Origin of the sequence: Pseudoalteromonas sp. Hal040, assembly GCF_037162425.1 — a bacterium.
Taxonomy (GTDB): Bacteria; Pseudomonadota; Gammaproteobacteria; order Enterobacterales; family Alteromonadaceae; genus Pseudoalteromonas; species Pseudoalteromonas gelatinilytica.
Window position 1 is genome coordinate 813,183 of sequence record NZ_JARLUU010000001.1, and the last position, 24,824, is coordinate 838,006.

Genomic DNA, 24,824 nt, shown 5'->3' on the forward strand with positions numbered 1-24,824 from the left:
GCGGTATAAAGAACAATCATGCGCGCTGCCTTCAGGGCTGTTTCTTAAACTATTTAAGTTAGGCTTTTTTCTAGTGTCGCTTTTTGGTGCTAACTAGCTAAATTTTAAAGTTTTTAGCTCTATATTTATAACCCTGACAGGCCACCACGCCCCGGTAGCTGAATTTTTGGAGTAATACACAGTGGATTTACAAACCGCTCTAGCTGAGATAAAACGCGGTGCAGAAGAGATATTAATTGAAGACGAATTAGTCGAAAAGCTAAAGTCTGGTAAGAAACTTAAGATCAAAGCGGGTTTCGATCCAACTGCGCCTGATCTGCATTTAGGCCACACAGTTCTTATCAACAAAATGAAGACCTTCCAAGACCTAGGTCATGAAGTGATTTTCTTAATCGGTGATTTCACCGGTATGATTGGTGATCCAACGGGTAAAAACGTTACACGTAAGCCATTAACTCGTGAAGATGTATTAGCTAACGCTGAAACATATAAAGAGCAAGTATTTAAAATTCTTGATCCTGCAAAAACGACTGTTGCATTTAACTCTACGTGGATGGAGAACTTAGGTGCAGCAGGTATGATTAAACTGGCTGCGCGTCAAACAGTAGCACGTATGCTAGAACGTGATGACTTTAAAAAGCGTTATGCCGGCGGCCAATCAATTGCGATCCACGAATTTTTATATCCACTGGTACAAGGTTGGGACTCAGTTGCATTAGAAGCTGATGTTGAGCTTGGCGGTACAGACCAACGCTTTAACCTATTAATGGGTCGTGAATTACAAAAAGACGAAGGCCAAAAGCCACAAACAGTACTCATGATGCCACTGCTTGAAGGTACTGACGGCGTTCAAAAAATGTCTAAGTCATTAGGTAACTACATTGGTATTACTGATGAGCCAAACGACATGTTTGGTAAAGTTATGTCTATCAGCGATGAGCTAATGTGGCGTTACTACGATTTATTAAGTGCATTATCAATCGAAGAGATTGCTGCACTTAAACAACGTGTTGCTGATGGTGCAAACCCGCGCGACATTAAAATTGAATTAGCAAAAGAACTGATTGCACGTTTCCACAGTGAAGACGCTGCTGAAGGTGCACATCAAGATTTCATCAAGCGTTTCCAAAAAAATGCATTGCCAGATGAGATCCCAGAAGTAACAGTAACTATTGCTGAAGACACTGTGTTCATCACTAATTTACTAAAAGAAGCTAACCTTGTAGCAAGTACATCAGAAGCTATGCGTATGATTAAACAAGGCGCTGTAAAGATTAATGGTGAAGAAAAAGTAACGGATACTAAGCTTGAAGTTGCTAAAGGCACAACACAGATTTACCAAGTTGGTAAACGTAAGTTTGCTAAAATCACCTTAGCTTAATTAAGTAAGTTAATTAGTATAAAAAACCAGCTGCGGCTGGTTTTTTTGTGCTTTTTCTCAGCTAATAAACAGCGTAGCGACTTCAATGGCAATGATAAGCAGTAACCAAAATGCTTTCGCTTGATTTAAACGATTCACTAAAGCGGGAATATCATCGGCATTTGGTAGGCGGTCAGTACCGACGCGCATTTTATTAAAGCGCTCACCTTGGTATAGGGCTGGGCCACCTAACTGCACTTGCAAGGCAGCCGATGTAACACTTAACAGCCACCCTGTATTGGTTTGATAAAAGTGTCTGCCATAGTGCTTAATATAATGAATGCTCTGCTTGCTGGCATTGGTTGCCGCAATAGTTAATGCAACTAACCGAATGGGTAACCACTCCAATACAAACAGTAACTTAGCAATGGTCGTTAAAAACGGGTTATTTGGCTTACGATTCTTACGCCATGCTTGATGCATTAATGTGAGTAAGCGATAAACCAAAGCAAGGATAGCGCCGCCTAGCAGATAAAAGAATATAACGGCAAAATAATGCCGCGCACTTTGTAGCACCAGCGATTCCATGGTTGCTTTACAAATGCCTGGGGCAGATAAACGCGATACATCACGGGCAACAAGGCTAGCTACTAGCTCTCTGGCGGTGGCTTTTTGATTGAGCTTAAGTAGCCTTGCAATACGTAATGATTTCTTCTCTTGAGCGCGGCTACTGAGTAACAAATATAAAATTAAACCATTTAATAACTCGGGGTAAAAGGCAAACTCTAAAAACAGCACAACCAAGGTGACTATAACTAAAACAGTGAAGCTAAAAGCCAGTGTTGAGGCTAAATATTGATAACTTTTGGGGTTCGCGGGGCTGTATAAACGCTCGCCGAGGGCAGAGAAAATAACGCTTAAAAAGGTATTCGGATGATACCAACTTACCAAAGGAAAAAAGCGCTCAGCAAAGAGCGCTACAAAAAATACAATAATGTCCAAATGGTTTTGAACAATATTTGCAATCACCTTATAAACTCACCGACGTCAGTTTCTCTAAAAGAGCAACAACCATTTTAGATGAGTTGATAGATGCAGTTTCGATATACTCTTCAAATGATTGCGGCGACTCTTTGCCAGCAATGTCAGACATTGAACGAATAACAACAAATGGTGTTTCTAGCACGTGACAAGCCTGTGCAATTGCTGCGCCTTCCATTTCTACTGCAAGCATAGTTGGGAATTCAGCGCGTGTTTTTTCAATTCGTACTGGGTCACACATGAATGAATCACCAGTACAAATAAGGCCAATCATGGTTTTAACATCACTGATCTGGCTAACACTTTGCTCTGCTGCTTCAATCAGTTTAGGGTGTGCAGCAAAGCCAGCTGGCATTTGTGGTACTTGGCCGATTTCGTAACCGAATGCAGTAACGTCTACGTCATGGTGGCGTACTTCTGAAGAAATAACGACATCGCCCACATTTAATGATGGCTCAAAACCACCTGCAGAACCTGTGTTGATCACACAATCAGGGCTGAAGTTATCGATTAGCAGTGTAGTTGCAACAGCAGAGGCTACTTTACCAATACCAGATTGAACTAAAGTAACTTTGTTACCTGCTAATTCACCCGTGTAAAATGTAAAACCAGCTTTAGTCATGATGCTTGGGTTTACCATCGCTTCGCGTAAGATTTTTACTTCTGGCTCCATCGCGCCAATAATACCAACGTGCATAATATTTGATTCCTTAGGTTGAATAGGGTGATTATACCTAAAAATGTCTAAAACAAACAAAAAAGCAGACCTTAAAGTCTGCTTTTGCCAAATTTATGACGGGCTATATTTCAGCAAGCGCCGTTGAGTGTGCTTTTGCTTGAGATGGTGATAATACAGCTGGTTTTGTTACGCGGTTACGCGAAGGTCTAATTGGTGCTGCTGCAGGTTTACCAAGTTTAAACATGATAGCATCACGCACTTCTCTTGGTTGATAGCCAGATTTCACTTTCATACGAATATGCGGAATACCGGCAGCTTCTAATGCGCCACTTACAAACCAATCACGCTGGGCCTTGTGACCGTCGCGGTTGGTGTTATTTACTAAATCAACAGCAGCAACAATGGTGAGTTTGTCTTTGTCGATGAGCACATAGTCGAGCTGTTTATTTTTGGCTTTTGCCATTGCTGCACGCTTAGCTTTGACAGATAAGCCTTGCTTACAGTCAATTAAATCAATGAGTTTAACGCGGCTAACAATTTTATATTGATCGCCAACAGCACGTTCAAGAAGATGTAAAAATGCACTCTCCACTTGCGTAAAAACAGTTTGTTTACGAGTGAAAGGGTAAGGGTTTCCGCCTTCATCGGTAAACTTTGACGCAACAACAGAGGCTACTACGACTAAAACTAAAATTGATAATAAAGCGAATTCCATACGGTAACTCCACAACAACAAATTGACACTGAAAATAAATAGCAATTAGCGTGCCTAAGTGAGAAGTTACCCGAAATTTTTAAGCTGTGTATCCGCCTGCGATACCTTTAACAGCGATTGCCACGGCATCATGGGCATGAAGTGATTCGTAGTGGTTTATTTGCAGCCAGTAATCTGCGTAGTTTTGCTCTTCAAGTAAGCCTTTAATTTTACGCGCAGCATCTTCACAGAACATGAGGTTTTGACCATTTAAGCGGGCAAACTCTTGCTCATCTTCACGTTTAACTGCCGCTTGAACAGGCGTCTTTAGCTCAGCTTCTAAAGCATCAATTAAGCCAACCACATCAAAACTGTCAATTTGGCTGTCGAGTTTTACTTTCACGTTTGCAATTGAACGCTGTGAATGTGGTGTAGCAACAATCCCATCCGTTGTGCCTAGCCATTCTAGAACAGTTTGCTTATCAACATGTTGCTCTGCAAATTTTTCACTAAATGCATTTTGAATTAACTGACGCGCAAGGGCCGCTGAGCATGGGCATGTTGATGAGTAGGTTACATCAACCATCAGCTCAAAGCTTAAAACGCCTTGATTGATTTTAGCGATCAGATGAATAGGGTAGTTTTTCCAGCCTACTTTGCCGCTTAATAACGATTTACGACGTAATGGCAGCTCAAATTTAAATTCAATTTGCGCTTGGTCGCTTAAATCATCATGGCTACTAATAAAGGCATCAAGTGCTTGCGCAAGTGTTTGCGGATTAACTTGCTGCTCGGTTGATAAGGTATCAAGGGCTAGAAATAAACGCGACATATGAATGCCTTTGGCGTCTTCTTTATGCAAGTTTACAAAAGCGCGCGCTTTGGCAATTACATTTACAGGGGCAATATTGCGAGTTTCAAAAATGAAAGGAAGTTCAATTTCGCCCATGCCAACCCAGTCTAATTTACCTGTTTGTAAGGCGGGAGCCGTATCAGCAATATCTGGCATTGTGGTTTGCATGGTAATACTCATTCTTTGCAATTATTAAAGCGCGGTATTTTACATGAAAAAATATAAAAAAGCGGCGTTGATGAAAAAATTCTATGTTTATCGCACAATATGAATATTTCTAAAGGAATAGTGATAAAATTAGCTATGCTGTTTTTTTTCGATTATGTGCCTAAGCTTTAATATATGATTGATTCTTCTTTGAGTCCGTGGGCTCGCACACTCTCAAGCTTTATTTCTAAATACGGTGAGTTTAAAACTGCCGCTGCCTGTTACGCCTTATTATTGGTCATGTCGCTGATCTTATCGTGCATGTTTTATTATGTAGCGGTTGGTACGGTGACTTTAGTTGATGTTTTGGCGGTGATGTTTTTTACCGCAGTAGTATCACCGATTTTAATTACTGTGCTGCTTAATTCGATTCGTCAGTTAGAAGCCTCTTACAGTTATTTAGATAGCGCAACCAAACAAGAAAAACTGCTTAACCAAACACTAAAAGACAATATCAGTCGCTTAAACGAAGAGATTGATGAGCGTAAAATGGCGTTTCATGCCAAGCATAGAGCGATTGAAGAACTCAGACGCGAAATCGCCGAGCGTAAGAAAACCCAACAAGAGCTTGCACAACAGGGCATGTTATTGCGATCTATTGTCGACTCGTCTCCCGATTTATTTTATTACCGCGATAACAACGGCGTGTTTGCTGGCTGTAATAAAATGTTTGAACAAGTGATCGGAAAAACCAGTGATGAGCTAATTGGCAAGAGTGTCGAAGACATCTACCCAAGCGATTATTTGCCAGAAGTGCTGCGCACCGATAAAAAAGTATCTCAAACCCATCAAGCCTTGACGCTCGACGTTGAATACCCCGTTGATGGTGAAAAGCGCTGGTTTGAAATGCGTAAGTTACCCTTCATTAATGAAAAAGGTGAGTATATTGGTTTGCTTGCCTTTGGCCGTGATATCACCAGTCGTAAAGAGGCGGCTCAAGCCCTTGAAGCAGCTTATAAAGATAAAGGTAAGTTCATTGCAACCTTGAGCCACGAATTAAGAACACCGCTTAACGGTATTGTGGGTCTAACTCGCATGCTACTTGATACAGAACTTGATAAACAACAACGAAGCTGGTGTAACACGGTATTTTCAAGCGCCGAAACCCTTGGCAATATTTTTAACGATATTATCGACTTGGATAAAATTGACCGTGAGCAGCTCGATATTGTTGCTGACTCAGTCAATGTGGCTGACTTCATTAATGACGTAGTGAACTTCGCTGGCTTAATTGCAGAACAAAAGGGACTAGAGTTCAATATTAAACGTAAGGGAACGCTAGATGTATATGCGTCCCTTGATCCGACTCGTTTACGTCAGGTTGTTTGGAACCTGATTAACAATGCCGTTAAGTTCACTCAGCAAGGTCATGTAGAGCTTGAGTGTCGTCGTGAGAATCGTCCTGATGGTCCATGGTTAGTGATGCGTGTTAGCGACACGGGCCAAGGTATTCCACAAGAGCAGCTACATCGTATCTTTGACATGTACTACAAAGCGCCAGATATCAACGGCACCAATGCTATTGGCTCTGGTATCGGCCTTGCGGTAACAAAAGCGCTTGTTAGTGCTATGAAAGGTGAAATCCATGTCAGTAGTACGGAAGGTGAGGGCAGTGTTTTTGTTGTTGAAATACCGCTTAAGCTTTGTATTGCGCCAACAGAGCAAAATTATGCAGTGCGCAGCTTAAACATTCTGTTAGTTGAAGATGTACCGCTAAATGCCGAAATTGCTACTAACTTACTTGAGCAGCGTGGCTACGAAGTTATTTGGGCTGAAACCGGTGAAGATGCGCTGTCGTTTGTCTACACAGAAGATGACTTAGACCTTGTTCTGCTTGATATGCAGTTACCTGATATCAATGGTGATGAAGTGGCTCGTCAAATTCGTGACGATGAGCATTTTGATAACCTGCCAATCGTTGCTTTGACTGCCAACGTGCGTAGTGCCGAAGAAGAGCTTGCAGGTATTAATATTCAAGGTGCACTCGCTAAGCCCATCAACACCACTAAACTCGATAAAATGCTCAGCGAGCTATTCGATATTAAACAGCAGAAAAACTGTCAGCCAGAGCCAATAAAAGCGGTAGCTGAAAAAGATTTATCGGGTATTCGTGTTGAGTTACTTGATATTGAAACTATCGAAGATTTTGTAGGCTCAATGGGGCTGGTGATCTTTAATCGTAGTTGTGAGTTATTTAGCAAGTTAAACCCTCAGTATCAAACTGAGCTTGCAGATGCCTTAGCGGCAGATGATAGAGAAGACTACAAATCGGTGGCACACAAATTAAAAGGTGCAGCTGGCTCTGTAGGTTTAAACGATGTGCAATTACATGCTAAGAAGATGGAACACGGCGCGCTTGAAGAAAGTAGTGAAGAGTTACAGCAGTGGCTGGATGAATTAGCAGTGAAAATAAATGAAGGGCGTGACGCCCTCCAATTATTCTTACAGCAGTTAGAAGATTAATTCTAATTAGCTGTCGATTTTACCAATGAAGCGGTAGCCTTCACCATGGATGGTGCTGATCAGCTCAGATGTGCTGTTATCGCTTTCAAAGTGTTTTCTGATACGACGAATTGTTACGTCTACAGTACGGTCGTTAGCGCGAAGCTCACGGCCAGTCATGTGCTTGATTAATTGCTCACGGCTGAAAATACGGCCCGGTGAGTCAAGCATTAAGCGTAGCGCACGGTATTCACCTTTAGGTAAACGTTTAGCGTCGCCACTTGGAGATGTTAAACAACGGCTGTTTTCATCAAGTTCCCAACCGTTAAATGTAATAACACCATTTGTTTCGATATTCGCTTCTTCGCCACCAAGGGCTGTGCGCGAAATAAGGTTACGAGCACGAATAGTTAATTCGCGAGGGTTGAATGGTTTAGTGATGTAATCATCAGCACCAATTTCAAGACCTAAAATGCGATCAACGTCGTTGTCACGACCTGTTAAGAATATTAAACCAACGTTACGTTTTTGACGTAATTCACGCGCTAAGATTAGCCCGTTTTTACCTGGCAGGTTGATGTCCATAACTACAAGGTTCACATCATCATTATTTGTAAGCTTGTCATGCATATCATCGCCATCAATGGCTTCAATAACTTTGTAACCTTCAGCTTCAAATAAACTAACGAGGTTTAGTCGAGTTACGTCTTCATCCTCTACGATCAGAATGACTGGCGTTTGCATTGTATATTAACCTTTTCGGAAATTTTATTTACAAAAATTCGGTATTATCAAGCAAAACCGAATACTAGAGATTATAGGATTAGATCCAATTGTTAACAAGTAAAATCAATTTGGATAAAACTTAGCCATAGCTAACAATCGAGATTGCACTTTAAAGTTATGCTGCAATACGTGCTGCTTATTGATATACAGTCGGATTTTATTTCCTTCTTGAACCAGTGAGGCTATACCGCCATTTTCTAAAAAGCTGATACTTTCACCTATTGTTAAAGTATCCAATGAAATTGTATCGGTCCAAAGTGGAAGTATATCATTTTCTAATGTTTCATCAATGTATGTGATATCACAAACTTGAGAAAGTTCAGAAATTTGCTGGGTTTTTTTCACTAATTTAACGTGAATAGGTTTTTTGTTAATTTGCAGTTCATTTCTATCTTTGAGGAAGGCGCCTGGACCTTTTTCTAGATCATAAAAACAAAACGTAATAGCAGGTGGATCCAGTTGATCATTAAACTTTGTGAACTTCGCTATTTGATATAAAAACGCTGACTTAACTTGGTCTGGTGATTTGGCAAATGCAGGGCAAACGACAAGTAAAGCTAATAAGATACAACATACAAATCTCATTACGCTGTACCTTCTTGCAATGGCAGAGTAATAATAAAATGTGCGCCTTGTTGAGCCAGCTCATCAAATATGATGCTACCGCCAAGTGCTTGGGTCACTAAATTATAAACGAGGTGCATGCCCAAACCACTGCCACCTTCACCCCGTTTGGTGGTCACGAAAGGATCGAAAATTCGTTTGCGGATCGATTTGTCTACACCACTGCCGTTATCGAAGTAGTGAATGATTAAACTGCTTTCGTTGCGCTCAACATTGAAGGTGATTTCGTTATCTTGATCATCGCTAAATGCGTGGATCACAGAGTTACTTAACAGCTGCTGTAACACTTGTTGTAACGGTCCAGATTTGGTTTCAATACTGACATCATTGTTGCAGTTAATCGTGACCTTAGGATTACGGTATTGAATTTCTGAGCGCATCGACATGACTACATCACTTAATAAGTTATGTAAGTTGATTTTGGTGGAGATCTCGACATCTTGATTAACGGCTACTTTCTTAAAGCTAGATACCAGCTCTGCGGCGCGATTTAGATTGCGATAGATTAGGTCGAGGTTTTCGATACCATCCGTTATAAAGCGTTTTAAGTGCGTCGATGTTAAGGTTTTTTGTTCAAATTGTGCGTGTATTTCTGCCAGCTTGTCACGTAACAGTGTTGAGCCTGTAATACCTAACCCAATAGGCGTGTTAACCTCATGAGCAACACCGGCAACCATTTGGCCTAATGATGCCATCTTTTCGTTCTCGACGATTTGGTTTTGGTATTGGTGCATTCGCTCAAGGGTATTAAGTAGCTCTTGGTTTGCTTCCCGTAAGGCGATAGTGCGCTGGTTTACTTTTTCTTCAAGGCTTTGGTTGAGCTGTTTAATTTCTTGTTTGTCTTTTTCGTGACGCTGAATTTGATTTTGAGTACGCGCAAGCATGATGTTTAAGCTGCTTGCAAGCTGGTTTATTTCATCGATATTGGTTTTTTGCGCGCGGGTTTCATAGTTATGGTTTTTCGACACGTCTTGCAGCAAGTTACTTAATTCATCAATAGGGTTTGCAATACGTTTTTGAATACGTCGAGCAACAAAGTACACCAACACTAAAACGAAAAGGGTAAGTAAAATATCGATGATAATTTTACGATTAATATATTGATTGAGTCTGTCTAAGCCACCGCGAACATACACATAACCAATGGTATTGCCTTCGTAGACAATCGGGGTGATAAGCTCAATATCTTTATCTTTAAAGCGTGGCTCTAATAAATTATCAATACTACTGACTTTGATAGGCACAGGCGGGGTTCTATTGGCATTAAAGCTGCTAAAAAACACTGGCTCGTTTGATAACTCATCGATTGAATAGATGTGGATATTTTTAATAAGGGGCACAGATTCGAATGACTTTAAGCGCTCGGATTCGGTTTCGTTATCGTCAAACAACACGGTGATTTGGGCGTTGTAGGCGATTATTTTCGATAGGATAGAGATTTTATCGACAATCAGCGCTTTTTGCTCTTTTACATCTAGGTAAGTCGATATAGAAATAGACAAAGACAAGCATAACGCAGTGACTAGCATTACCGCGTTAGTCAACGCTTTACGAATACTTGTTTGTGTCGAGAATATTGACATGCGCTATAGTAGGCCAGAATTTTTGTTATTAGTAAGAGTTTAGTCTAGCAAAGACATTAAAAAGTAACTAAATATTTTAAAAAATATTTTTGCAACGAATAAGCTATTTACTCAGCTTTTACTTAGCTGAGTAAACGGCAAATTTAGTGTTTTTAAAGTCGGTGCTGTACTGACCAAATTGCGCTTCTAAAATGGGTGGGTATTTCAAGAAGCTATTTGCGACTATGGTTAACTTGCCTTGCTTACTTAAATGCTGTTTTGCTGAGCTAAGAAATGCTTCTGCAATGGTGTAATCTGTGGCAATCCCCGTATGGAACGGTGGGTTACTGATAATTAAATCAAACTTACCACTAATATCTGCTAAACCATCACTTAATACCGCTTCGCCTTTAAGGTTATTGAGCGCAAGGGTTTGCTCAGTGGCGTAAGTTGCAAGGGCACTTACATCGCTACACACAAATTCAAGTTCAGGCGCTTTTAAACCTAAGTAAGTAGCAATAATGCCTGCACCACATGCAAAGTCGAGTACTTTACCCTGGCTAATCCTCGGCGCATTATTAAGTAGTACTGCAGTGCCCACATCAAGCGCACCATGGTTAAATACGCCCGGTACACTGATAGCAGTAAATTCAATATCACCGGCTTTCACTTGGAATTGTTTGTGGTAGCGGCTGATAGCAAAGTTATCGTTTAGCGTAAGCTCAGAGAATAAATACAAAATACAGTGCTTGGCACTATCGATTTTGTTACTAAAGCCACAGTGGTCTTTTAGTTGTTTCTCTGCTGATTTAACACCACTTTTATTTTCACCTACCACAAAAAGTTGCGCATCTTGATGACAAACAGCACGAATGTTATCAAGGCACATCAGTGCTTCTGGCTTTGCTTTTGGATAATAGTAGATTACTAAATCGTAGTTACCATGGGGGATGGTGTGATCAACCACAGCATGTACGCCAGCAATTTTGCTAGCATACATGGCATTTGCGTGGTTATAACTGAACGCAATAATCTTTGCGTCAGGGTTAAGCGTTTTAAGTTCACGTAAAAAGCCATCTTGCTCAAAGTTAACCACTAAAATTGATTTTCCAACAAGTTCGTCTTCATTTCGAAGTAATAATAAACTTGGGTTGGTTAACTTACTCATGCTGCTTTTACCTTATCTTACTTTGTACGCTCAAACATTAAATCCCACACGCCGTGACCTAAACGGTGACCGCGTTGCTCAAATTTCGTCAATGGACGTGAATCTGGGCGAGGAACGTAATCGTTAGTTTCTGACTGGTTTTGGTAACCTTCAGCAACTTGCATTACTTCTAGCATATGCTCTGCATAGTTTTCCCAGTCAGTCGCCATATGGAAAACACCGCCAATTTTTAATTTGCTACGTAATTTTTGTGCAAACTCAGGCTGCACAATACGACGCTTGTGGTGACGCTTTTTATGCCATGGATCAGGGAAGAATAATTGCAGTTTAGATAAGCTTTCATCAGCAATACAGTCAGCAAGTACTTCAATAGCATCGTGCTCGAACACACGTAGGTTAGTAATACCAGCTTCATCGGCGTCCATTAAACAAGCACCTACACCTGGGCGATGAACTTCAATACCAATAAAGTTAAGTTCAGGTGCGTTTTTAGCCATTTCAACGAGCGACTTACCCATACCAAAGCCGATTTCTAGTACGATATCGTTATCGTTACCAAACACTTGTGCTAGGTCGAGCAAGCCATTTTTGTGCTCAAGGCCCATGGTCGGCCAACACTTTTCGATGGCAGCTGCTTGGCCTTTTGTTAGGCGACCTTCGCGCTTAACGAAACTACGAATAGTGCGGATATATTTACCCTCTAGCTTTGCTTGCTCGAGGTTTGGGTTACTTGAGTCACTCATATAATTTGGCCTGATAAAAAACACTGACTATAGAAAAAGGTTGCGTATTATCCCTGACCAGCGCCTTGAGTACAATAGTAGGGTTTATCTTTCTAGCTTAATTGTGCGCCAGTGCGTTGGCTATTTGGGCATGGCAAAGCCCGTTCGACTTGCTTGGCCTAACTAACTGCAATAGACTTGGCCGCAATGAGCTTCAGTAAGTAAAGATGTTATTTTGAATTTAAGTAATAAGGAGTCAACCTGGTTTGCGAACCAAGTTGTTGACTGGTATCACCTTCACGGCCGTAAAACGCTGCCATGGCAGTTAAATAAAACCCCTTATAAGGTATGGATCTCTGAAGTCATGCTACAGCAGACTCAAGTCGTCACTGTTATTCCTTACTTCGAAAAGTTTATGCAAAGCTTTCCTGACATTATTGCGCTCGCCAATGCGGATGAAGATCAGGTATTGCATCACTGGACTGGCCTTGGCTACTACGCCCGTGCACGTAACTTACATAAAACGGCAAAAATAGTCCGTGATAAATACCGAGGTGAGTTTCCAAGTACGCTTGAAGAGGTGATGGACTTGCCGGGTATTGGTCGCTCAACGGCAGGGGCTATCTTGTCTTTATCGCTTGGTCAACACCATCCAATTTTAGACGGTAATGTTAAACGCGTATTAGCTCGTTTTTTTATGGTTGAAGGCTGGTATGGCGTGAAAAAGGTCGAAAATCAGCTTTGGTCATTATCATCGCAATTAACGCCTAAAGAGTCGGTCACTGAGTTTAATCAGGCAATGATGGATTTAGGTGCAAGCCTTTGTTCACGTAGTAAATTTGACTGTGAGCCTTGCCCATTAAATAGCAAATGCCTTGCTTATAACGAAGGTAAAGTGAAAGAGTTTCCGCATTCAAAGCCGAAAAAGGCAGTGCCGAAAAAGTCATGTCATCAGCTTATTCTGGCTTGCGATAATAAAGTACTTATGGAAAAGCGCCCAAGCTCAGGGATATGGGGTGGTTTATTTGGCTTTTTTGAGTTTAGCGAGTTAACTGAGCTCGAATCATTTTTAGCTCAGCATGGCTTATCTAGCAATACGCTGGCACTGGAGGCCTTTACCCATGTGTTTTCGCATTTTGAGCTGACTATCAACCCATATGTTTTAACCTTGCCGAGTATTCCAGATCTTATCAATGAACGGCAACTAGTTTGGTATCCGCTTGATGAGTCTGTCGAGGTGGGTCTTGCAGCGCCAACGAAAAAGCTGGTTAAACAATTAAGCGCAATAGATTACAATAGCATCACGCAATAAGAGTAGAGAGCAATTATGGCACGCACAGTATTTTGTCAAAAGTTACAAAAAGAAGCTGAAGGCTTAGGCTTCCAACTATACCCAGGTGAGCTTGGTGAAAAGATTTTCAACAACATTAGTAAAGAAGCATGGGGCCAATGGCAACATAAACAAACGATGTTGATCAATGAAAAGCATCTAAACATGATGGACCCAGAGCACCGTGCTTTTTTAGAAGAGCAAATGGTGGGTTTCTTATTTGAAGGTAAAGAGGTAGAAATCGAAGGCTACCGTCCACCAGAAAAATAAACCAAGATATTAAATGTAAAAAGGGCCAATCGGCCCTTTTTTAATTTGTTGTTTCTTGTTCGGCTTTTTGAATTTGCTCTTTTAAGAACTGTGCCACTTTAGAGTATTCAATTTCGTAGCTGTCTCTTAGCGCAATTAATTCATCACTTGTAGGTGGTTGTTCGTTATCTTTACAACGCCCTTCAAACTCAGCAGCAAGCTCTGCTACTTTCATCGCCCCAATCGTTTTTGAGATAGATTTGAGCTGATGACAGGCTGATTTAATGGCCTCTAAGTCTTGTTCAATAACACCGCTGTTAACTTCTTTGCTCAGTTGATTGCTTTGCTCTAAGTACATTTTGAAAAAGCGTAGTTTCTTAGCTTCATCATTGTTTACATAGTTAGCCAGCATGGTCATATCAATCGGGGCTGCGGGTCTTTTAACTTCGAGCTTGGTAGCCTCTGGATTTGTTTTGTAAGCACATTTATGTAACGTTGCTTCCAGCACATTTAGTTCTACAGGTTTGGTAATGTAATCGTTCATACCTATGTTTAAACAGCGCTCTTTTTCCCCTTTAAGGGCATTGGCGGTTATAGCAATCACATATGGTTGAGCATTGATATCTTCAAGTTGCGATGCTTCATGACGAATCTTTTCAACCATATCGTAGCCTGACATTTTCGGCATGTGTAAATCGGTCAAGATAATTGAGTGCCTGCCTTCTCGCCATGCTTCGAGGCCTTTTTCACCATTTTCAGCCATTTCGACGCCATAACCCAATAAATGTAGCTGATCGGTCAACACTTGCTGGTTTAATACGTTATCTTCGACAAGCAATACAAGTTTGTTTTCTTCGCGGGCTTTATCAACACTCAGGTAGTCGTTAAATGACTTAGCAGAAGCAATCTGTTTTGGTTTATGTAAACCTGCTGCCACAAGTAACGACATCATAAAGTTAGATTTACATAGCGGTGCAGCGTTTAAGTAAAAGATATTTTTATGATTAACAGCGGCTTCATCGAGTTTGCTTAACACAATAACTTGCTGTTTATTGTCTTCTAGGGTGTATAGTAGGCGGCGTAAGATATAGTTAATATCTTCCATGGTTTCAATACCATCGAGGATCCAAATAATATCTTTTTTATCTTGCTCAGCTTCGATTTTATCACTGCTGTCTGCAATGACAGGCGTAGCACCCATAAATGACAAATAGCGGGTAAGTAGTTTTTTACGACCATCATGGTTGGTTACAACGACAACGCGTTGGTCTTTCATTACTTGTTTGTGTGCGTACTCAACTTTGCCTTGAGTACTAAATGGGAGTTCAACAACAAACTCACTGCCGATACCTAAATCACTGGTAACAGAAATCGTTCCTAGCATTAGCTCCGTTAAGCTCTTACAAATCGATAACCCTAAACCCGTCCCACCGTATTCGCGGGTAATTGAGCCCTCAGCTTGTATAAACGGGTTAAAGATTTCGCGAAGCTGCGCTTGGGTCATACCTTTACCGTTATCTAATACGCTAAAACGAAGGGTATAGTGATCAGTGGTGTTTTGGGCTACCTCTACCGAAATTTTCACATGGCCTTTGTGTTTTTCGTCAGTACTGGTGAACTTAATTGCATTACTACATAGGTTATAAAGTACTTGGCGAACACGCACCGTATCACCAATCAAATTGGTCGGAATATCCGGGGCAATAGCCAACTCTAGTTCAAGGTCACGCTTTTTGGCCACTGAAGATAAAACACGAGCTACTTCTTCAATGGTGTCTGATACTGAAAAAGGAATGTTATCAATATTCAGTTTACCCGCTTCGATTTTCGAGAAATCAAGAATGTCATCTAATATCCCTAATAACGAAAATGCAGAGTCGCGAATAATTGTACTTAATCTATGTTGCGCCCCATCAAGCTCTGTTTGGCGAAGTAAATCAATTGTGCCAATAACACCATTCATTGGGGTACGAATTTCATGGCTCATGGTTGCCAAGAAAGTCGTTTTGGTTTCGTTTGCTTGTTCTGCTTTTAAAGTTGCTTGCTCAAGTGCCAACGTTCTATTTTGCACTTCGGTTTCTAAGCCACTTTGTAATGCTTGTAAATCGGCTTGTGCTGCTTTGTTTTCTGTTATGGCTGATTGCACTTTATTTAGCAGCAAGTTGATATTTTTTGCTACTGAGTCCAAACCAAAATCTAGGCCTTCGTTCACTTGAGCTTGGTAGTCAGCATTGTTAGTGATAGCCATCAGTTCTGTGCTTAATGACTCACTGCTTTTCGTAAAACGTTTATTAATAAAAATACTTAAAGCAAAAGACAAAATAGCCAGTGCGACTAAAGTAATTGCGGCTAAACCGTATGCAAGACCTGCCGACTGCGCAATGGGCTCTACAATCGGGTGTTGTTTAATGATTAGTTCACCAACAGGTTGATCATTAAACTCTAACACCGTATGAATAAGGGTGTTTTGCTCTAGTTTTTGATTAACTTTACTGGCTTCAACTAGCTCTTTATTGCTAGCGTATACAAGCGATACATCGCCGTTAAATTCATAGCGATATAAATAGTAATCAAAGCCATCATTAAGTAGCTGACTTAAATCGAGCACTTCTTTTACTTTGTCTTGGCCAGGCATAGTTAACGCACTAATTAGAGGTGCGGAAAGCTGATTCGATAATTGCTGTGTTGTGATGGTTGGTTTGCTAACTTGCTGAGACGATTCACTCGTTGGATAAAAAGAATAAGCAACAACCGCAAGTAGGGTGATGACAAGATTCGTGATTATAAAAAGCGGTAATAGGCCTTTTACAGGTGAATTCGATTTACTTGGCATGGCTTTAGTCCAACTAATTATACAGCAACAGTAAGCATATTCTTGATTATTAGACAATCCTACCATCTATGAAGAAAAATTCACCACGTTTTTAACATAGGTAACTCTTTTATGATGAGGGTCAACCAAAAAGTACAAAATTTGTAGATTAAATAAGCTAAAAACTATTAAAAACAGCAATCTTGATTGAAAACTGTGCAAACAGTTAGAATCCTCAAAAAAAAGTTGACTTGAGAGGGCAAAACCCGTTTAATACGCCGCACGCCCAGACAGCGACAACCAAATTTGTTGCTCATAAATGCGTTTAAAATTTGCCCAGATAGCTCAGTCGGTAGAGCAGAGGATTGAAAATCCTCGTGTCGGTGGTTCGATTCCGCCTCTGGGCACCATTATTTAGTATATTGGTGTTTAACTTATGATTTAAACATCAGTATAGTGCCAAGCACACAGATTTAGTGTGCCGACTTAGCTCAGTTGGTAGAGCAACTGACTTGTAATCAGTAGGTCATCCGTTCAACTCGGATAGTCGGCACCATTTATTTAAACATCAAGCTTCTAGCTTTTTGTTATGCCCAAATAGCTCACTCGGTAGAGCCATCGGGAATTGCATTGAAAATCCTTATGGATATTCTGCATAAAACTAAATATTGCCCAGATAGCTCAGTCGGTAGAGCAGAGGATTGAAAATCCTCGTGTCGGTGGTTCGATTCCGCCTCTGGGCACCATTATTTGATAATCTCTTTTAAAGTGATTATAGTGCACAACGCACACGATTTTAGTGTGCCGACTTAGCTCAGTTGGTAGAGCAACTGACTTGTAATCAGTAGGTCATCCGTTCAACTCGGATAGTCGGCACCATTTATATTTAAACGAAAGTTTAAAATGCCCAGATAGCTCAGTCGGTAGAGCAGAGGATTGAAAATCCTCGTGTCGGTGGTTCGATTCCGCCTCTGGGCACCATTATTTATAATCACAACGTGATTAAGTGCAAAACGCACACGACTCTAGTGTGCCGACTTAGCTCAGTTGGTAGAGCAACTGACTTGTAATCAGTAGGTCATCCGTTCAACTCGGATAGTCGGCACCATTTATTTAATAGTTAGCATTTAGCTAATTGTTTTTCCCAGATAGCTCAGTTGGTAGAGCCATCGGGAGTTGCATTGAAAATCCTTGTGGATATTCTGCATAAAACTACATATCGCCCAGATAGCTCAGTCGGTAGAGCAGAGGATTGAAAATCCTCGTGTCGGTGGTTCGATTCCGCCTCTGGGCACCATTAATTCAAAGCCTCGCAATCGCGAGGCTTTTTTGTTTCTGTCCCCTCCAAATCACGATTTTACTTCCCGTAGGCGTGAAATTTAAAGAGCTATCAGCTTTCAGCCGTCAGCTATCAGATTGAAAAGTTAGCGAGTTAGAAAGGGGAAAGAGTAAAGAAGCCTTAAGTCAGAAGTCAGATTGAAAAGTGCCTACACTCAGTTTCAGATAAATGCTCATCCGTATATTTAAATTTATTACACGCTAATAAACTCTTGTAAAAGAGAGAAGCTAGATCAAAGTTCTGATAGCTGATAGCTGATAGCTGATAGCTGATAGCTGATAGCTGATAGCTGATAGCTGATAGCTGATAGCTGATAGCTGATAGCTGATAGCTGATAGCTGATAGCTGATAGCTGATAGTTTGCAACTTATCTCCATTTATCTACCATTCATCGTCCCCAAATGTCAGGCAGTGTAATGTTATGTAAAGTCAGTTGAGCAAAACTTAACGTGGTGCTTGAATTACACTCATAAATAGATGTTTTTCAGGTTTTTAGAATGAATTGGCAATATAAGCCGAGTTTATTGGCTTTAAGTGTAATTTTGCTAAGTGCATGTGCGAGCCAGCCGACTCACAATGAACGAGTTGCTGAACTTAAGACCGTACCGGGTGCATGGCAGCAACTCCCTTCGGGCGATAAGGCGCTTGCTGTTGAAGATAACTGGTTGCAGCAATTGCACGACCCTCAAGTTTTTAATTTAGTTGAGCAAGCATTAGCCCATAATCAAGCTATTTTACAAGCAGGTTACGATGTTGCGATTAAAGAGCAGCAGCTTATTGCTGCTGGGGCAGATTTATGGCCAAGCCTTGATTTATCAACACGTGCGAGTCGTAGTAAAGATAACCGCCCTGTTAGTTATAACAACGCCAGCTCAGCGTCACTAGAATTAAGCTACGAAGTTGATTTATGGGGTAAATTATCAGCTTCAGAACGACAAGCAAATCTAGAATACCTAGCTGAAAAAGCCACCTTTGCACAAAGCAAACAACAATTAGTCGCTGATGTGGTAGCAGGTTGGTTTGATGTTATTACGAACCACAAATTACTTGAGCTATATAAGCAGCGTGAGCAAAACGCTGAGAAAAATTTAGATATTATTGAGTCAGGATATCGGCAAGGCTTAAATGAAGCGCTTGATGTTTACCTTGCTCGTAATGAGCTAAACACTGAGCGCTCGAACATTGCGGCGCAGCAAGCAACGTTAACTAAATCGATTCGCGATTTAGAGCGTTTAACAGGCCAATACCCAACTGGCGCGTTAAGCGTTAGCGCAGATTTACCACTACTCGATAGTGCTATTCCGCTTGGTTTACCTTCAGAGCTTATTACTCGCAAACCTGAGTTAATGGCAAGCTGGTATCAATTACTTAGCACCGATGCTGGTCTTGCTTATGCGCATAAACAGCGTTTTCCGAGCTTGAATCTTTCTGCATCAATGAGTGATAGCACAGATAGAGTGAGCGACTTATTTTCGCCTTCAAGCTTAGCGTGGTCGCTGATTGGTAGCATTTCGATGCCGCTTTTTGAAGGTGGCCGCTTAAAAGCCAATGAAGAACAAGCAAGGCTAAACGTTAAGCGCCAAGAGCAGGCTTATCTTGCCACACTTTATGATGCCTTTAACGATGTTGAAACAGCCATCAGCCAAGAGCAAGCGCTTAAAGTCCGCTACGAAAAAACCTTAGAAGCGCAAGAAAATGCCATTACCGCAGAGGCATTAGCGTTTGAACAATATCAAAGTGGTTTGGTTACCTACACCACGGTACTCGATGCACAAGACCGTTCGTTTAATGCGCAAAGCTCGGTAATTGAAATTAAAAACCAATTAATTATCAACAGAATCAACTTACATATTGCCCTTGGTGGTGATTTTAGTGAAGCAAACAGCGAAGTAGCAGAGCAATAATCATGAATAGCAAGACACGTAAAATTTTAATTCCATTGGTAGTGATCGTTGTGACGGTACTGCTTATCATGTTTATAAAAGGCAACCCGCCTCAAGCAAACCGCTTTTCTTCACCGCCAAAAGCAAAAGTGAATGTGGCTGTTAAAACCCTAATACCAGAAACCTATCAGGTGATGATTGATAGCTTTGGCACCGTAAAGCCACGTACGCAAAGTATGTTAGTCGCGCAGGCTTCAGGGCAAATTATCGAAATTAGTGAGCAATTTCGTGAAGGTGGCTTTTTTGAAAAAGGCGATGTGTTGCTGCAACTAGATGATAGAGATCACCGCGCCGAAGTAAAATCAGCACAAGCGGCTTTATTAACCGCTGAGCAAAGCCTACTCGAAGAGCAAGCTCGTGGTCGCCAAGCAGTTACCGATTGGGAGCGCTTAGGTAAGGGCGAACAAGCAAGTAGCCTGGTACTGCGTAAGCCACAACTTGCAGCAGCCGAAGCAAGTGTATTGTCAGCTCAAGCGACGCTTGAAAAAGCGAAACTTGATTTAGAGCGTACAAAAATTACAGCTCCATACGCGGGGCGAGTTTTAAGCCGCGACGTAGATTTAGGGCAAGTGGTGAGTAATAACATGGAACTTGCCAGCATTTATGCCATTGACCGCGTTGAAATTCGCTTACCAATCAAAAATAAAGATCTGCCGTTCATTAACTTACCAGAACAATTTCGTGATGGTGCTAAAAATAGTGCCGGTTCACTCGTTAAATTTAGCTCAGATCTCGTTGGTAAACAGCAATGGCAAGGTCAAGTTATTCGCACCGAAGGGGCCATTGATGAAAGCGCACAGCAGCTTTACGTGGTTGCACAAATTAATGACCCTTACAAAGCCACTTCTGCGAATCAATACCCAATTAAAATTGGTCAGTACATCAAAGCGCAAATTACCGGCAAGGCGGTGGAAAATGCCATTGTGATCCCAAACAGCGCAATTTACCAAGGCACTTATGTGTATGTTGAAGAGCAAGGTGTACTGCGTCGTAAAAATATCTCACTAGCTTGGCAAAACGCTAATCATGCCATGGTAGCCGAAGGCTTATCGGCAGGGGATCATTTAGTGATTACGCCGCTTGGTCAAGTTAGCTCAGGTACCCAAGTGACGGTAATGGGAAGCGAAGCGTATCAAGCTACACGTGGTAAAGCACAGCGTCCAAGCCGTGAAGAGCTTGAAAAGCAAGCAAAAGAGCAAGGTATTACAGTTGAAAAACTAATTGAACAACGCCGCGCTGCTCGTGAGCAAGGAGCGCAATAATGATAGCTTGGTTTACAAAAAATCATGTTGCAGCAAACTTATTGCTGATCAGCATTTTATTAGCGGGGCTATTTAGCGTATCGACGCAAATACCACTCGAAGTGTTCCCGTCATTTGAAGCAGACCGCATTAGTGTAAGTGTTACCCTACGTGGCTCAACACCTGAAGATGTTGAAAAAGGTGTCGCTATCCGTATTGAAGAAGCGGTGCAAGATCTCGAAGGGATCAAGCGTATCACTAGCCGCTCATCAGAAGGTTCTGCCTCTGTATCAATTGAAGTCGATACCGGCTATGACCCACGGGAGCTATTAGCCGATATTAAAAGCCGGGTTGATGCCATCAATACTTTTCCGGTTGATGCCGAAAAACCAGTTGTGGCACTCGCGCAGCCGCACTCGTGAAGTAATCGCGGTTACTGTGTCGAGTGAATACGGCGAAAAAGAAACCTTAGAATATGCCGAGCATGTACGTGATGACTTATTACGCTTGCCAGAAATCACTCAGGTAGAGCTAAGTGGGGTGCGAGATTACGAAATTGCCATTGAAGTAAGCCAAGATACATTGCGCCAATACGATTTACGCTTATCGGACATTTCTTCAGCAATTAGTAATTCAAGTACCGATGTTTCAGCAGGTAACTTAAAAACGGAAGGGGGTGATGTACTCATTCGTTCAAAAGGCCAAGCCTATCGTAAAGATGAGTTTGCTCAAGTTGTGGTGAAGTACCAAGCTGATGGTACCATTATTCGCTTAGGCGACATTGCCCGTATTACCGATGACTTCGAAGAAACCCCAGTTCGTACTCGCTTCAATGGTAAGCAAGCGGCGTTTATTGATGTGTACCGTATTGGTCCGCAAAGTGCGATTGAAGTTGCTGATGCAGTAAAAAATTACATTACCGAGCATCAAAGCCAGCTGCCTGAAGGGTTTGAATTAAGCTTTTGGGATGACGACTCTGAAATCGTGAAAAGCCGTATTGCGACGCTAACAACCAATGCTATTCAAGGTGGTATTTTAGTTCTTGCATTACTTACCTTGTTCTTGCGTCCTGCCATTGCGTTTTGGGTGTTTATTGGTATCCCTGTGTCATTCATGGGCGCGTTTTTAGCGATGCCAATTTTTGGTATTACGCTTAATGTAATGAGTTTATTCGGCTTTATTTTGGTACTCGGTATTGTTGTTGATGATGCCATTGTGACCGGTGAAAACGTCTACACCCACCTAAAAACAGCCGAAAATGGTGAACAAGCTGCTATTCGTGGTACGCAAGAAGTTGCGACACCCGTTACCTTTGGTGTACTAACAACGGTTGCCGCATTTTTACCATTAGCTTTTATCGAAGGTAACCGTGGTGCCTTATTTGCGCAAATTCCTGTTGTCGTTATTCCAGTATTACTGTTCTCTTTAATTGAGTCTAAATTTGTTCTGCCGGCTCACTTAAAGTACTTAAAACTACGTAGTGAAAAAGCAAATCCGTCAAAACTGCAGCAGTTTCAGCAGCGTTTTGCCGATGGCTTTGAACACGCCATTATGAAGTATTATCAGCCGCTACTAAATGTTGCGCTAAAGAATAAATTAGCAACGGTCAGCTTGTTCGTCGGTATTTTCTTTATCATTTTGACCCTGATCACCAGCGGTTGGACCAAGTTTATATTCTTCCCGCGTATTCCAAGTGAAACTGTTCGCGCAGAGCTAACATTCCCTGCTGGAACACCGTTTGAAGTGACCAACAAATACATCATCGATATGTCAGATAAGGCCAAAGAGCTACAAGACAAGTATCGTGATGAAGATGGCCAAAGCGTGATTTTAAATATTTTGGCAACCACGGGTGGCCGAGGTGGTTCGTCAAATACAGGTAGTGTGCGCTTTGAAATTACACCAGCCGAAAAACGTGAATCAGATATTGGCTCTCGAGAGCTTGCCAGTGAATGGCGTGACCTTATCGGTATTATACCGGGCGCAGAGAGTGTGACTTTCCGTGCTGAATTTGGTCGCAGTTCAGACCCTATTGATGTGCAGCTAAGCGGCAGCTCAATCGACACCCTTGAAGCTGTGGCAGAAAAGGTAAAAGAGCGTTTAGCAACTTACCCAACTGTGTACGAAATTGCTGATAGCATGTCCGATGGTAAAGACGAGCTGCAAATTGAGCTAACAGAGCAAGGTTTGGCACTTGGTTTAAACCGTGTTGATGTATCGCAGCAAGTGCGTAATTCGTTCTTTGGTGCGCAAGTTCAACGTATTCAACGTGGTCGCGATGATGTGCGTGTAATGGTGCGTTTGCCAATTGAAGAGCGTCGTTCAGTTGCTGATTTAACTGATATTTTAATTAAAACCCCAACGGGTGGCACAGTGCCATTGTCGCATGTGGCGACCTTAGTACCGGGGCAAAGTCCATCGTCTATTTATCGTATTGATCGCTATCGCACATTGAACGTAACAGCCGATGTTGAAAAATCAAATACCAATATGACGGTACTGCAAGCAGACTTAAAAACCTACTTAGATGAGCTAATGGTGCAATACCCAGGTGTTGATTACTCGCTCGAAGGTGAAGCTAAAGAGCAGCGTGAATCATTTGGTTCACTCGCTTGGGGCTTGGTGTTTGTATTCTTTATTATTTATGCGTTATTAGCGATACCGTTTAAATCATATATGCAGCCATTAATTGTGATGAGTGTTATTCCGTTTGGCATGATAGGTGCGGTAATGGGTCACTGGGTAATGGGCATGGAGTTAACCATTATGAGCCTACTTGGCATGCTAGCCTTGATAGGTGTTGTAGTGAATGACTCACTAGTATTGGTCGATTTTATCAATAAGAAGCGCGAAGAGGGCGGCGATTTACTTGAAACCGTTAAGCTTGCCGGTGCGGCACGTTTTCGTCCAGTAATGCTAACCAGTTTAACCACCTTTATTGGTTTAATGCCGCTGTTATTTGAAAAAGCAACGCAAGCACAATTCCTTATTCCAATGGCCGTAAGCCTGGGCTTTGGGATCATCTTCGCAACGCTTATTACCTTGCTATTAGTGCCAGTTAATTATCTATTAATGGAGCGCTTTCAGGGATGGTTTAAGTAGGGTTCGAAGTTAACAGTTAGCGCTTGGTTGAGATTCGGCGCTAGGAGCTAGGTTCTAGGACGCGGGGTAAACCCGCTGCTACAGGTAACGATGTGGCAGCGGATTTATCCCGCGTTTTTTGTTTTAAAAGAATAAAGTTAGTGAGTTAGCAAGGGGAAAGAGTAAAGTTAACGAGTGCCGAGATGTAGGAGGCGTTTCAACGCCGAAAACTAAAATTTCTTGTAAAAGTGAAATATAGGGAAAGTATTGATAACTTGAAACTTGAAACTTGAAACTTGAAACTTGAAACTTGAAACTTGAAACTTGAAACTAAATAGAAATGGTGTTCCCCAAGTATGCGGTGCCCGGTGTCAGTCCTGAAACCTTGAGGTTTCAGGGCGGGAATCTGCGGTATGCCGTAGGCTTCTCGGTACATGCCGAGCCTGCACAATAGCAAACGAACAGAAACCCTAACATAAAATTTATCGGCTCAGGGACTTAACCAAGCTCCTGCACCCTAGGGAACACCTTCAGTATATAAGACAAGTTTCAATCCTTAAACCATATAAGCAAAAAAAGCGGATCGTTCGCGTAGTTTTTCCCCACCTTTAACTGCTTATTTACTTTTCAGATTGCTTTTTGACCTCAATCATACAATTAATTGGAGTTGAGATTTATCGAGTGGTAGCAT

Annotated in this window: 17 protein-coding genes, 7 tRNA genes, 1 other RNA gene and 1 pseudogene; 14 read left to right on the forward strand and 12 right to left on the reverse strand. The window is 41.6% G+C overall.

All coding sequences use genetic code 11. From position 1 onward, the window contains the following. The first annotated feature begins 181 nt into the window (after window positions 1–181). Complete coding sequence (tyrS, locus tag P4S60_RS03700) at window positions 182–1,381, forward strand: tyrosine--tRNA ligase (protein WP_063703477.1); 1,200 nt, start codon at window positions 182–184, stop codon at window positions 1,379–1,381. 57 nt (window positions 1,382–1,438) lie between these two features. Here tyrS and P4S60_RS03705 read toward each other — a convergent pair whose 3' ends face one another. The 4 genes from P4S60_RS03705 to folE2 all read right to left on the reverse strand — a co-directional run bounded on the left by P4S60_RS03705 (window position 1,439) and on the right by folE2 (window position 4,795). Then, window positions 1,439–2,389 (reverse strand): cobalamin biosynthesis protein CobD/CbiB, encoded by a 951-nt coding sequence (locus P4S60_RS03705; protein ID WP_119852303.1) that lies wholly within the window; start codon window positions 2,387–2,389, stop codon window positions 1,439–1,441. Between the two features lies 1 nt (window position 2,390). Next, window positions 2,391–3,098 carry a 5'-methylthioadenosine/S-adenosylhomocysteine nucleosidase gene (mtnN, locus tag P4S60_RS03710; RefSeq protein WP_337115042.1) on the reverse strand — a complete coding sequence of 236 codons (708 nt, stop codon included), beginning with the start codon at window positions 3,096–3,098 and terminating at the stop codon, window positions 2,391–2,393. A 103-nt stretch (window positions 3,099–3,201) separates the two neighbouring features. Beyond that, window positions 3,202–3,795 (reverse strand): DUF2726 domain-containing protein, encoded by a 594-nt coding sequence (locus P4S60_RS03715; RefSeq protein ID WP_063703483.1) that lies wholly within the window; start codon window positions 3,793–3,795, stop codon window positions 3,202–3,204. A 79-nt stretch (window positions 3,796–3,874) separates the two neighbouring features. Next, window positions 3,875–4,795, reverse strand: coding sequence for a GTP cyclohydrolase FolE2 (folE2, locus tag P4S60_RS03720; protein WP_337115043.1), 921 nt, complete (start codon window positions 4,793–4,795; stop codon window positions 3,875–3,877). 174 nt (window positions 4,796–4,969) lie between these two features. On the opposite strand from folE2, the gene arcB reads away from it, so the two are divergent. Beyond that, on the forward strand, window positions 4,970–7,297 hold the full coding sequence (gene arcB, locus P4S60_RS03725) for an aerobic respiration two-component sensor histidine kinase ArcB (protein WP_337115044.1): 2,328 nt from the start codon (window positions 4,970–4,972) through the stop codon (window positions 7,295–7,297). 6 nt (window positions 7,298–7,303) lie between these two features. Here arcB and arcA read toward each other — a convergent pair whose 3' ends face one another. From arcA to trmB, 5 genes are all read right to left on the reverse strand, one after another. Continuing rightward, on the reverse strand, window positions 7,304–8,020 hold the full coding sequence (gene arcA, locus P4S60_RS03730; RefSeq protein ID WP_054551295.1) for a two-component system response regulator ArcA: 717 nt from the start codon (window positions 8,018–8,020) through the stop codon (window positions 7,304–7,306). 105 nt (window positions 8,021–8,125) lie between these two features. Next, window positions 8,126–8,647 (reverse strand): YfiR family protein, encoded by a 522-nt coding sequence (locus tag P4S60_RS03735; RefSeq protein ID WP_119852302.1) that lies wholly within the window; start codon window positions 8,645–8,647, stop codon window positions 8,126–8,128. Next, window positions 8,647–10,269, reverse strand: coding sequence for an ATP-binding protein (locus P4S60_RS03740; protein ID WP_337115045.1), 1,623 nt, complete (start codon window positions 10,267–10,269; stop codon window positions 8,647–8,649). Before P4S60_RS03740 ends, P4S60_RS03735 begins: the two co-directional genes overlap by 1 nt. Window positions 10,270–10,387: 118 nt before the next feature. Then, entirely contained in the window at window positions 10,388–11,416 is a 1,029-nt protein-coding gene (locus P4S60_RS03745; RefSeq protein WP_337115046.1) for a methyltransferase, read from the reverse strand. A gap of 17 nt (window positions 11,417–11,433) precedes the next feature. Continuing rightward, window positions 11,434–12,159, reverse strand: coding sequence for a tRNA (guanosine(46)-N7)-methyltransferase TrmB (gene trmB, locus P4S60_RS03750; RefSeq protein ID WP_063703496.1), 726 nt, complete (start codon window positions 12,157–12,159; stop codon window positions 11,434–11,436). 214 nt (window positions 12,160–12,373) lie between these two features. Here trmB and mutY point away from each other — a divergent pair, with 214 nt between their 5' ends. After that, on the forward strand, window positions 12,374–13,450 hold the full coding sequence (mutY, locus tag P4S60_RS03755; RefSeq protein WP_442961473.1) for an A/G-specific adenine glycosylase: 1,077 nt from the start codon (window positions 12,374–12,376) through the stop codon (window positions 13,448–13,450). Between the two features lie 15 nt (window positions 13,451–13,465). Further along, window positions 13,466–13,738 (forward strand): oxidative damage protection protein, encoded by a 273-nt coding sequence (locus tag P4S60_RS03760; protein WP_063703501.1) that lies wholly within the window; start codon window positions 13,466–13,468, stop codon window positions 13,736–13,738. Between the two features lie 40 nt (window positions 13,739–13,778). Here the strand turns inward: P4S60_RS03760 and P4S60_RS03765 are convergent, their stop codons facing one another. Then, window positions 13,779–16,550: a hybrid sensor histidine kinase/response regulator gene (locus tag P4S60_RS03765; protein WP_337115047.1), complete on the reverse strand. Its 2,772-nt coding sequence runs from the start codon at window positions 16,548–16,550 to the stop codon at window positions 13,779–13,781. 313 nt (window positions 16,551–16,863) lie between these two features. On the opposite strand from P4S60_RS03765, the gene P4S60_RS03770 reads away from it, so the two are divergent. From P4S60_RS03770 to P4S60_RS03800, 7 genes are all read left to right on the forward strand, one after another. Beyond that, window positions 16,864–16,939, forward strand: a tRNA-Phe gene (locus P4S60_RS03770). A 70-nt stretch (window positions 16,940–17,009) separates the two neighbouring features. Continuing rightward, window positions 17,010–17,085: transfer RNA gene (locus tag P4S60_RS03775), tRNA-Thr, on the forward strand. Between the two features lie 114 nt (window positions 17,086–17,199). After that, window positions 17,200–17,275, forward strand: a tRNA-Phe gene (locus P4S60_RS03780). 57 nt (window positions 17,276–17,332) lie between these two features. Then, window positions 17,333–17,408, forward strand: a tRNA-Thr gene (locus P4S60_RS03785). Window positions 17,409–17,434: 26 nt separating this feature from the next. Beyond that, window positions 17,435–17,510 (forward strand) — tRNA-Phe (locus tag P4S60_RS03790). A 51-nt stretch (window positions 17,511–17,561) separates the two neighbouring features. Then, window positions 17,562–17,637, forward strand: a tRNA-Thr gene (locus P4S60_RS03795). 113 nt (window positions 17,638–17,750) lie between these two features. Next, window positions 17,751–17,826: transfer RNA gene (locus P4S60_RS03800), tRNA-Phe, on the forward strand. A 174-nt stretch (window positions 17,827–18,000) separates the two neighbouring features. On the opposite strand, the gene P4S60_RS03805 is transcribed toward P4S60_RS03800, so the two are convergent. Further along, a complete protein-coding gene (locus P4S60_RS03805) occupies window positions 18,001–18,234 on the reverse strand; it encodes a hypothetical protein (RefSeq protein WP_337115048.1) in 234 nt (77 codons plus the stop codon). 131 nt (window positions 18,235–18,365) lie between these two features. On the opposite strand from P4S60_RS03805, the gene P4S60_RS03810 reads away from it, so the two are divergent. The 3 genes and pseudogenes from P4S60_RS03810 (at window position 18,366) to P4S60_RS03820 (ending at window position 24,154) form a co-directional block, all read left to right on the forward strand. Continuing rightward, window positions 18,366–19,772 (forward strand): TolC family protein, encoded by a 1,407-nt coding sequence (locus P4S60_RS03810; protein ID WP_337115049.1) that lies wholly within the window; start codon window positions 18,366–18,368, stop codon window positions 19,770–19,772. 2 nt (window positions 19,773–19,774) lie between these two features. After that, window positions 19,775–21,073 (forward strand): efflux RND transporter periplasmic adaptor subunit, encoded by a 1,299-nt coding sequence (locus P4S60_RS03815; protein WP_337115050.1) that lies wholly within the window; start codon window positions 19,775–19,777, stop codon window positions 21,071–21,073. Continuing rightward, a pseudogene (locus tag P4S60_RS03820) lies at window positions 21,073–24,154 on the forward strand (efflux RND transporter permease subunit). The gene P4S60_RS03815 and the pseudogene P4S60_RS03820 overlap by 1 nt, the downstream one beginning before the upstream one ends. Window positions 24,155–24,476: 322 nt before the next feature. On the opposite strand, the gene ssrS reads toward P4S60_RS03820, so the two are convergent. After that, a non-coding RNA gene (gene ssrS / locus P4S60_RS03825) (6S RNA) lies at window positions 24,477–24,660 on the reverse strand. Window positions 24,661–24,824 lie beyond the last annotated feature (164 nt).

Bases quoted from the DNA above. Each gene is read 5' to 3' on its own strand.
- P4S60_RS03765 (WP_337115047.1), bottom strand. From the start codon at position 16,550: ATGCCAAGTAAATCGAATTCACCTGTAAAAGGCCTATTACCGCTTTTT.
- P4S60_RS03815 (WP_337115050.1), top strand. From the start codon at position 19,775: ATGAATAGCAAGACACGTAAAATTTTAATTCCATTGGTAGTGATCGTT.
- mtnN (WP_337115042.1), bottom strand. From the start codon at position 3,098: ATGCACGTTGGTATTATTGGCGCGATGGAGCCAGAAGTAAAAATCTTA.
- P4S60_RS03810 (WP_337115049.1), top strand. From the start codon at position 18,366: ATGAATTGGCAATATAAGCCGAGTTTATTGGCTTTAAGTGTAATTTTG.
- P4S60_RS03745 (WP_337115046.1), bottom strand. From the start codon at position 11,416: ATGAGTAAGTTAACCAACCCAAGTTTATTATTACTTCGAAATGAAGAC.
- P4S60_RS03715 (WP_063703483.1), bottom strand. From the start codon at position 3,795: ATGGAATTCGCTTTATTATCAATTTTAGTTTTAGTCGTAGTAGCCTCT.
- folE2 (WP_337115043.1), bottom strand. From the start codon at position 4,795: ATGCAAACCACAATGCCAGATATTGCTGATACGGCTCCCGCCTTACAA.
- P4S60_RS03740 (WP_337115045.1), bottom strand. From the start codon at position 10,269: ATGTCAATATTCTCGACACAAACAAGTATTCGTAAAGCGTTGACTAAC.
- arcA (WP_054551295.1), bottom strand. From the start codon at position 8,020: ATGCAAACGCCAGTCATTCTGATCGTAGAGGATGAAGACGTAACTCGA.
- arcB (WP_337115044.1), top strand. From the start codon at position 4,970: ATGATTGATTCTTCTTTGAGTCCGTGGGCTCGCACACTCTCAAGCTTT.
- P4S60_RS03760 (WP_063703501.1), top strand. From the start codon at position 13,466: ATGGCACGCACAGTATTTTGTCAAAAGTTACAAAAAGAAGCTGAAGGC.
- trmB (WP_063703496.1), bottom strand. From the start codon at position 12,159: ATGAGTGACTCAAGTAACCCAAACCTCGAGCAAGCAAAGCTAGAGGGT.
- P4S60_RS03735 (WP_119852302.1), bottom strand. From the start codon at position 8,647: ATGAGATTTGTATGTTGTATCTTATTAGCTTTACTTGTCGTTTGCCCT.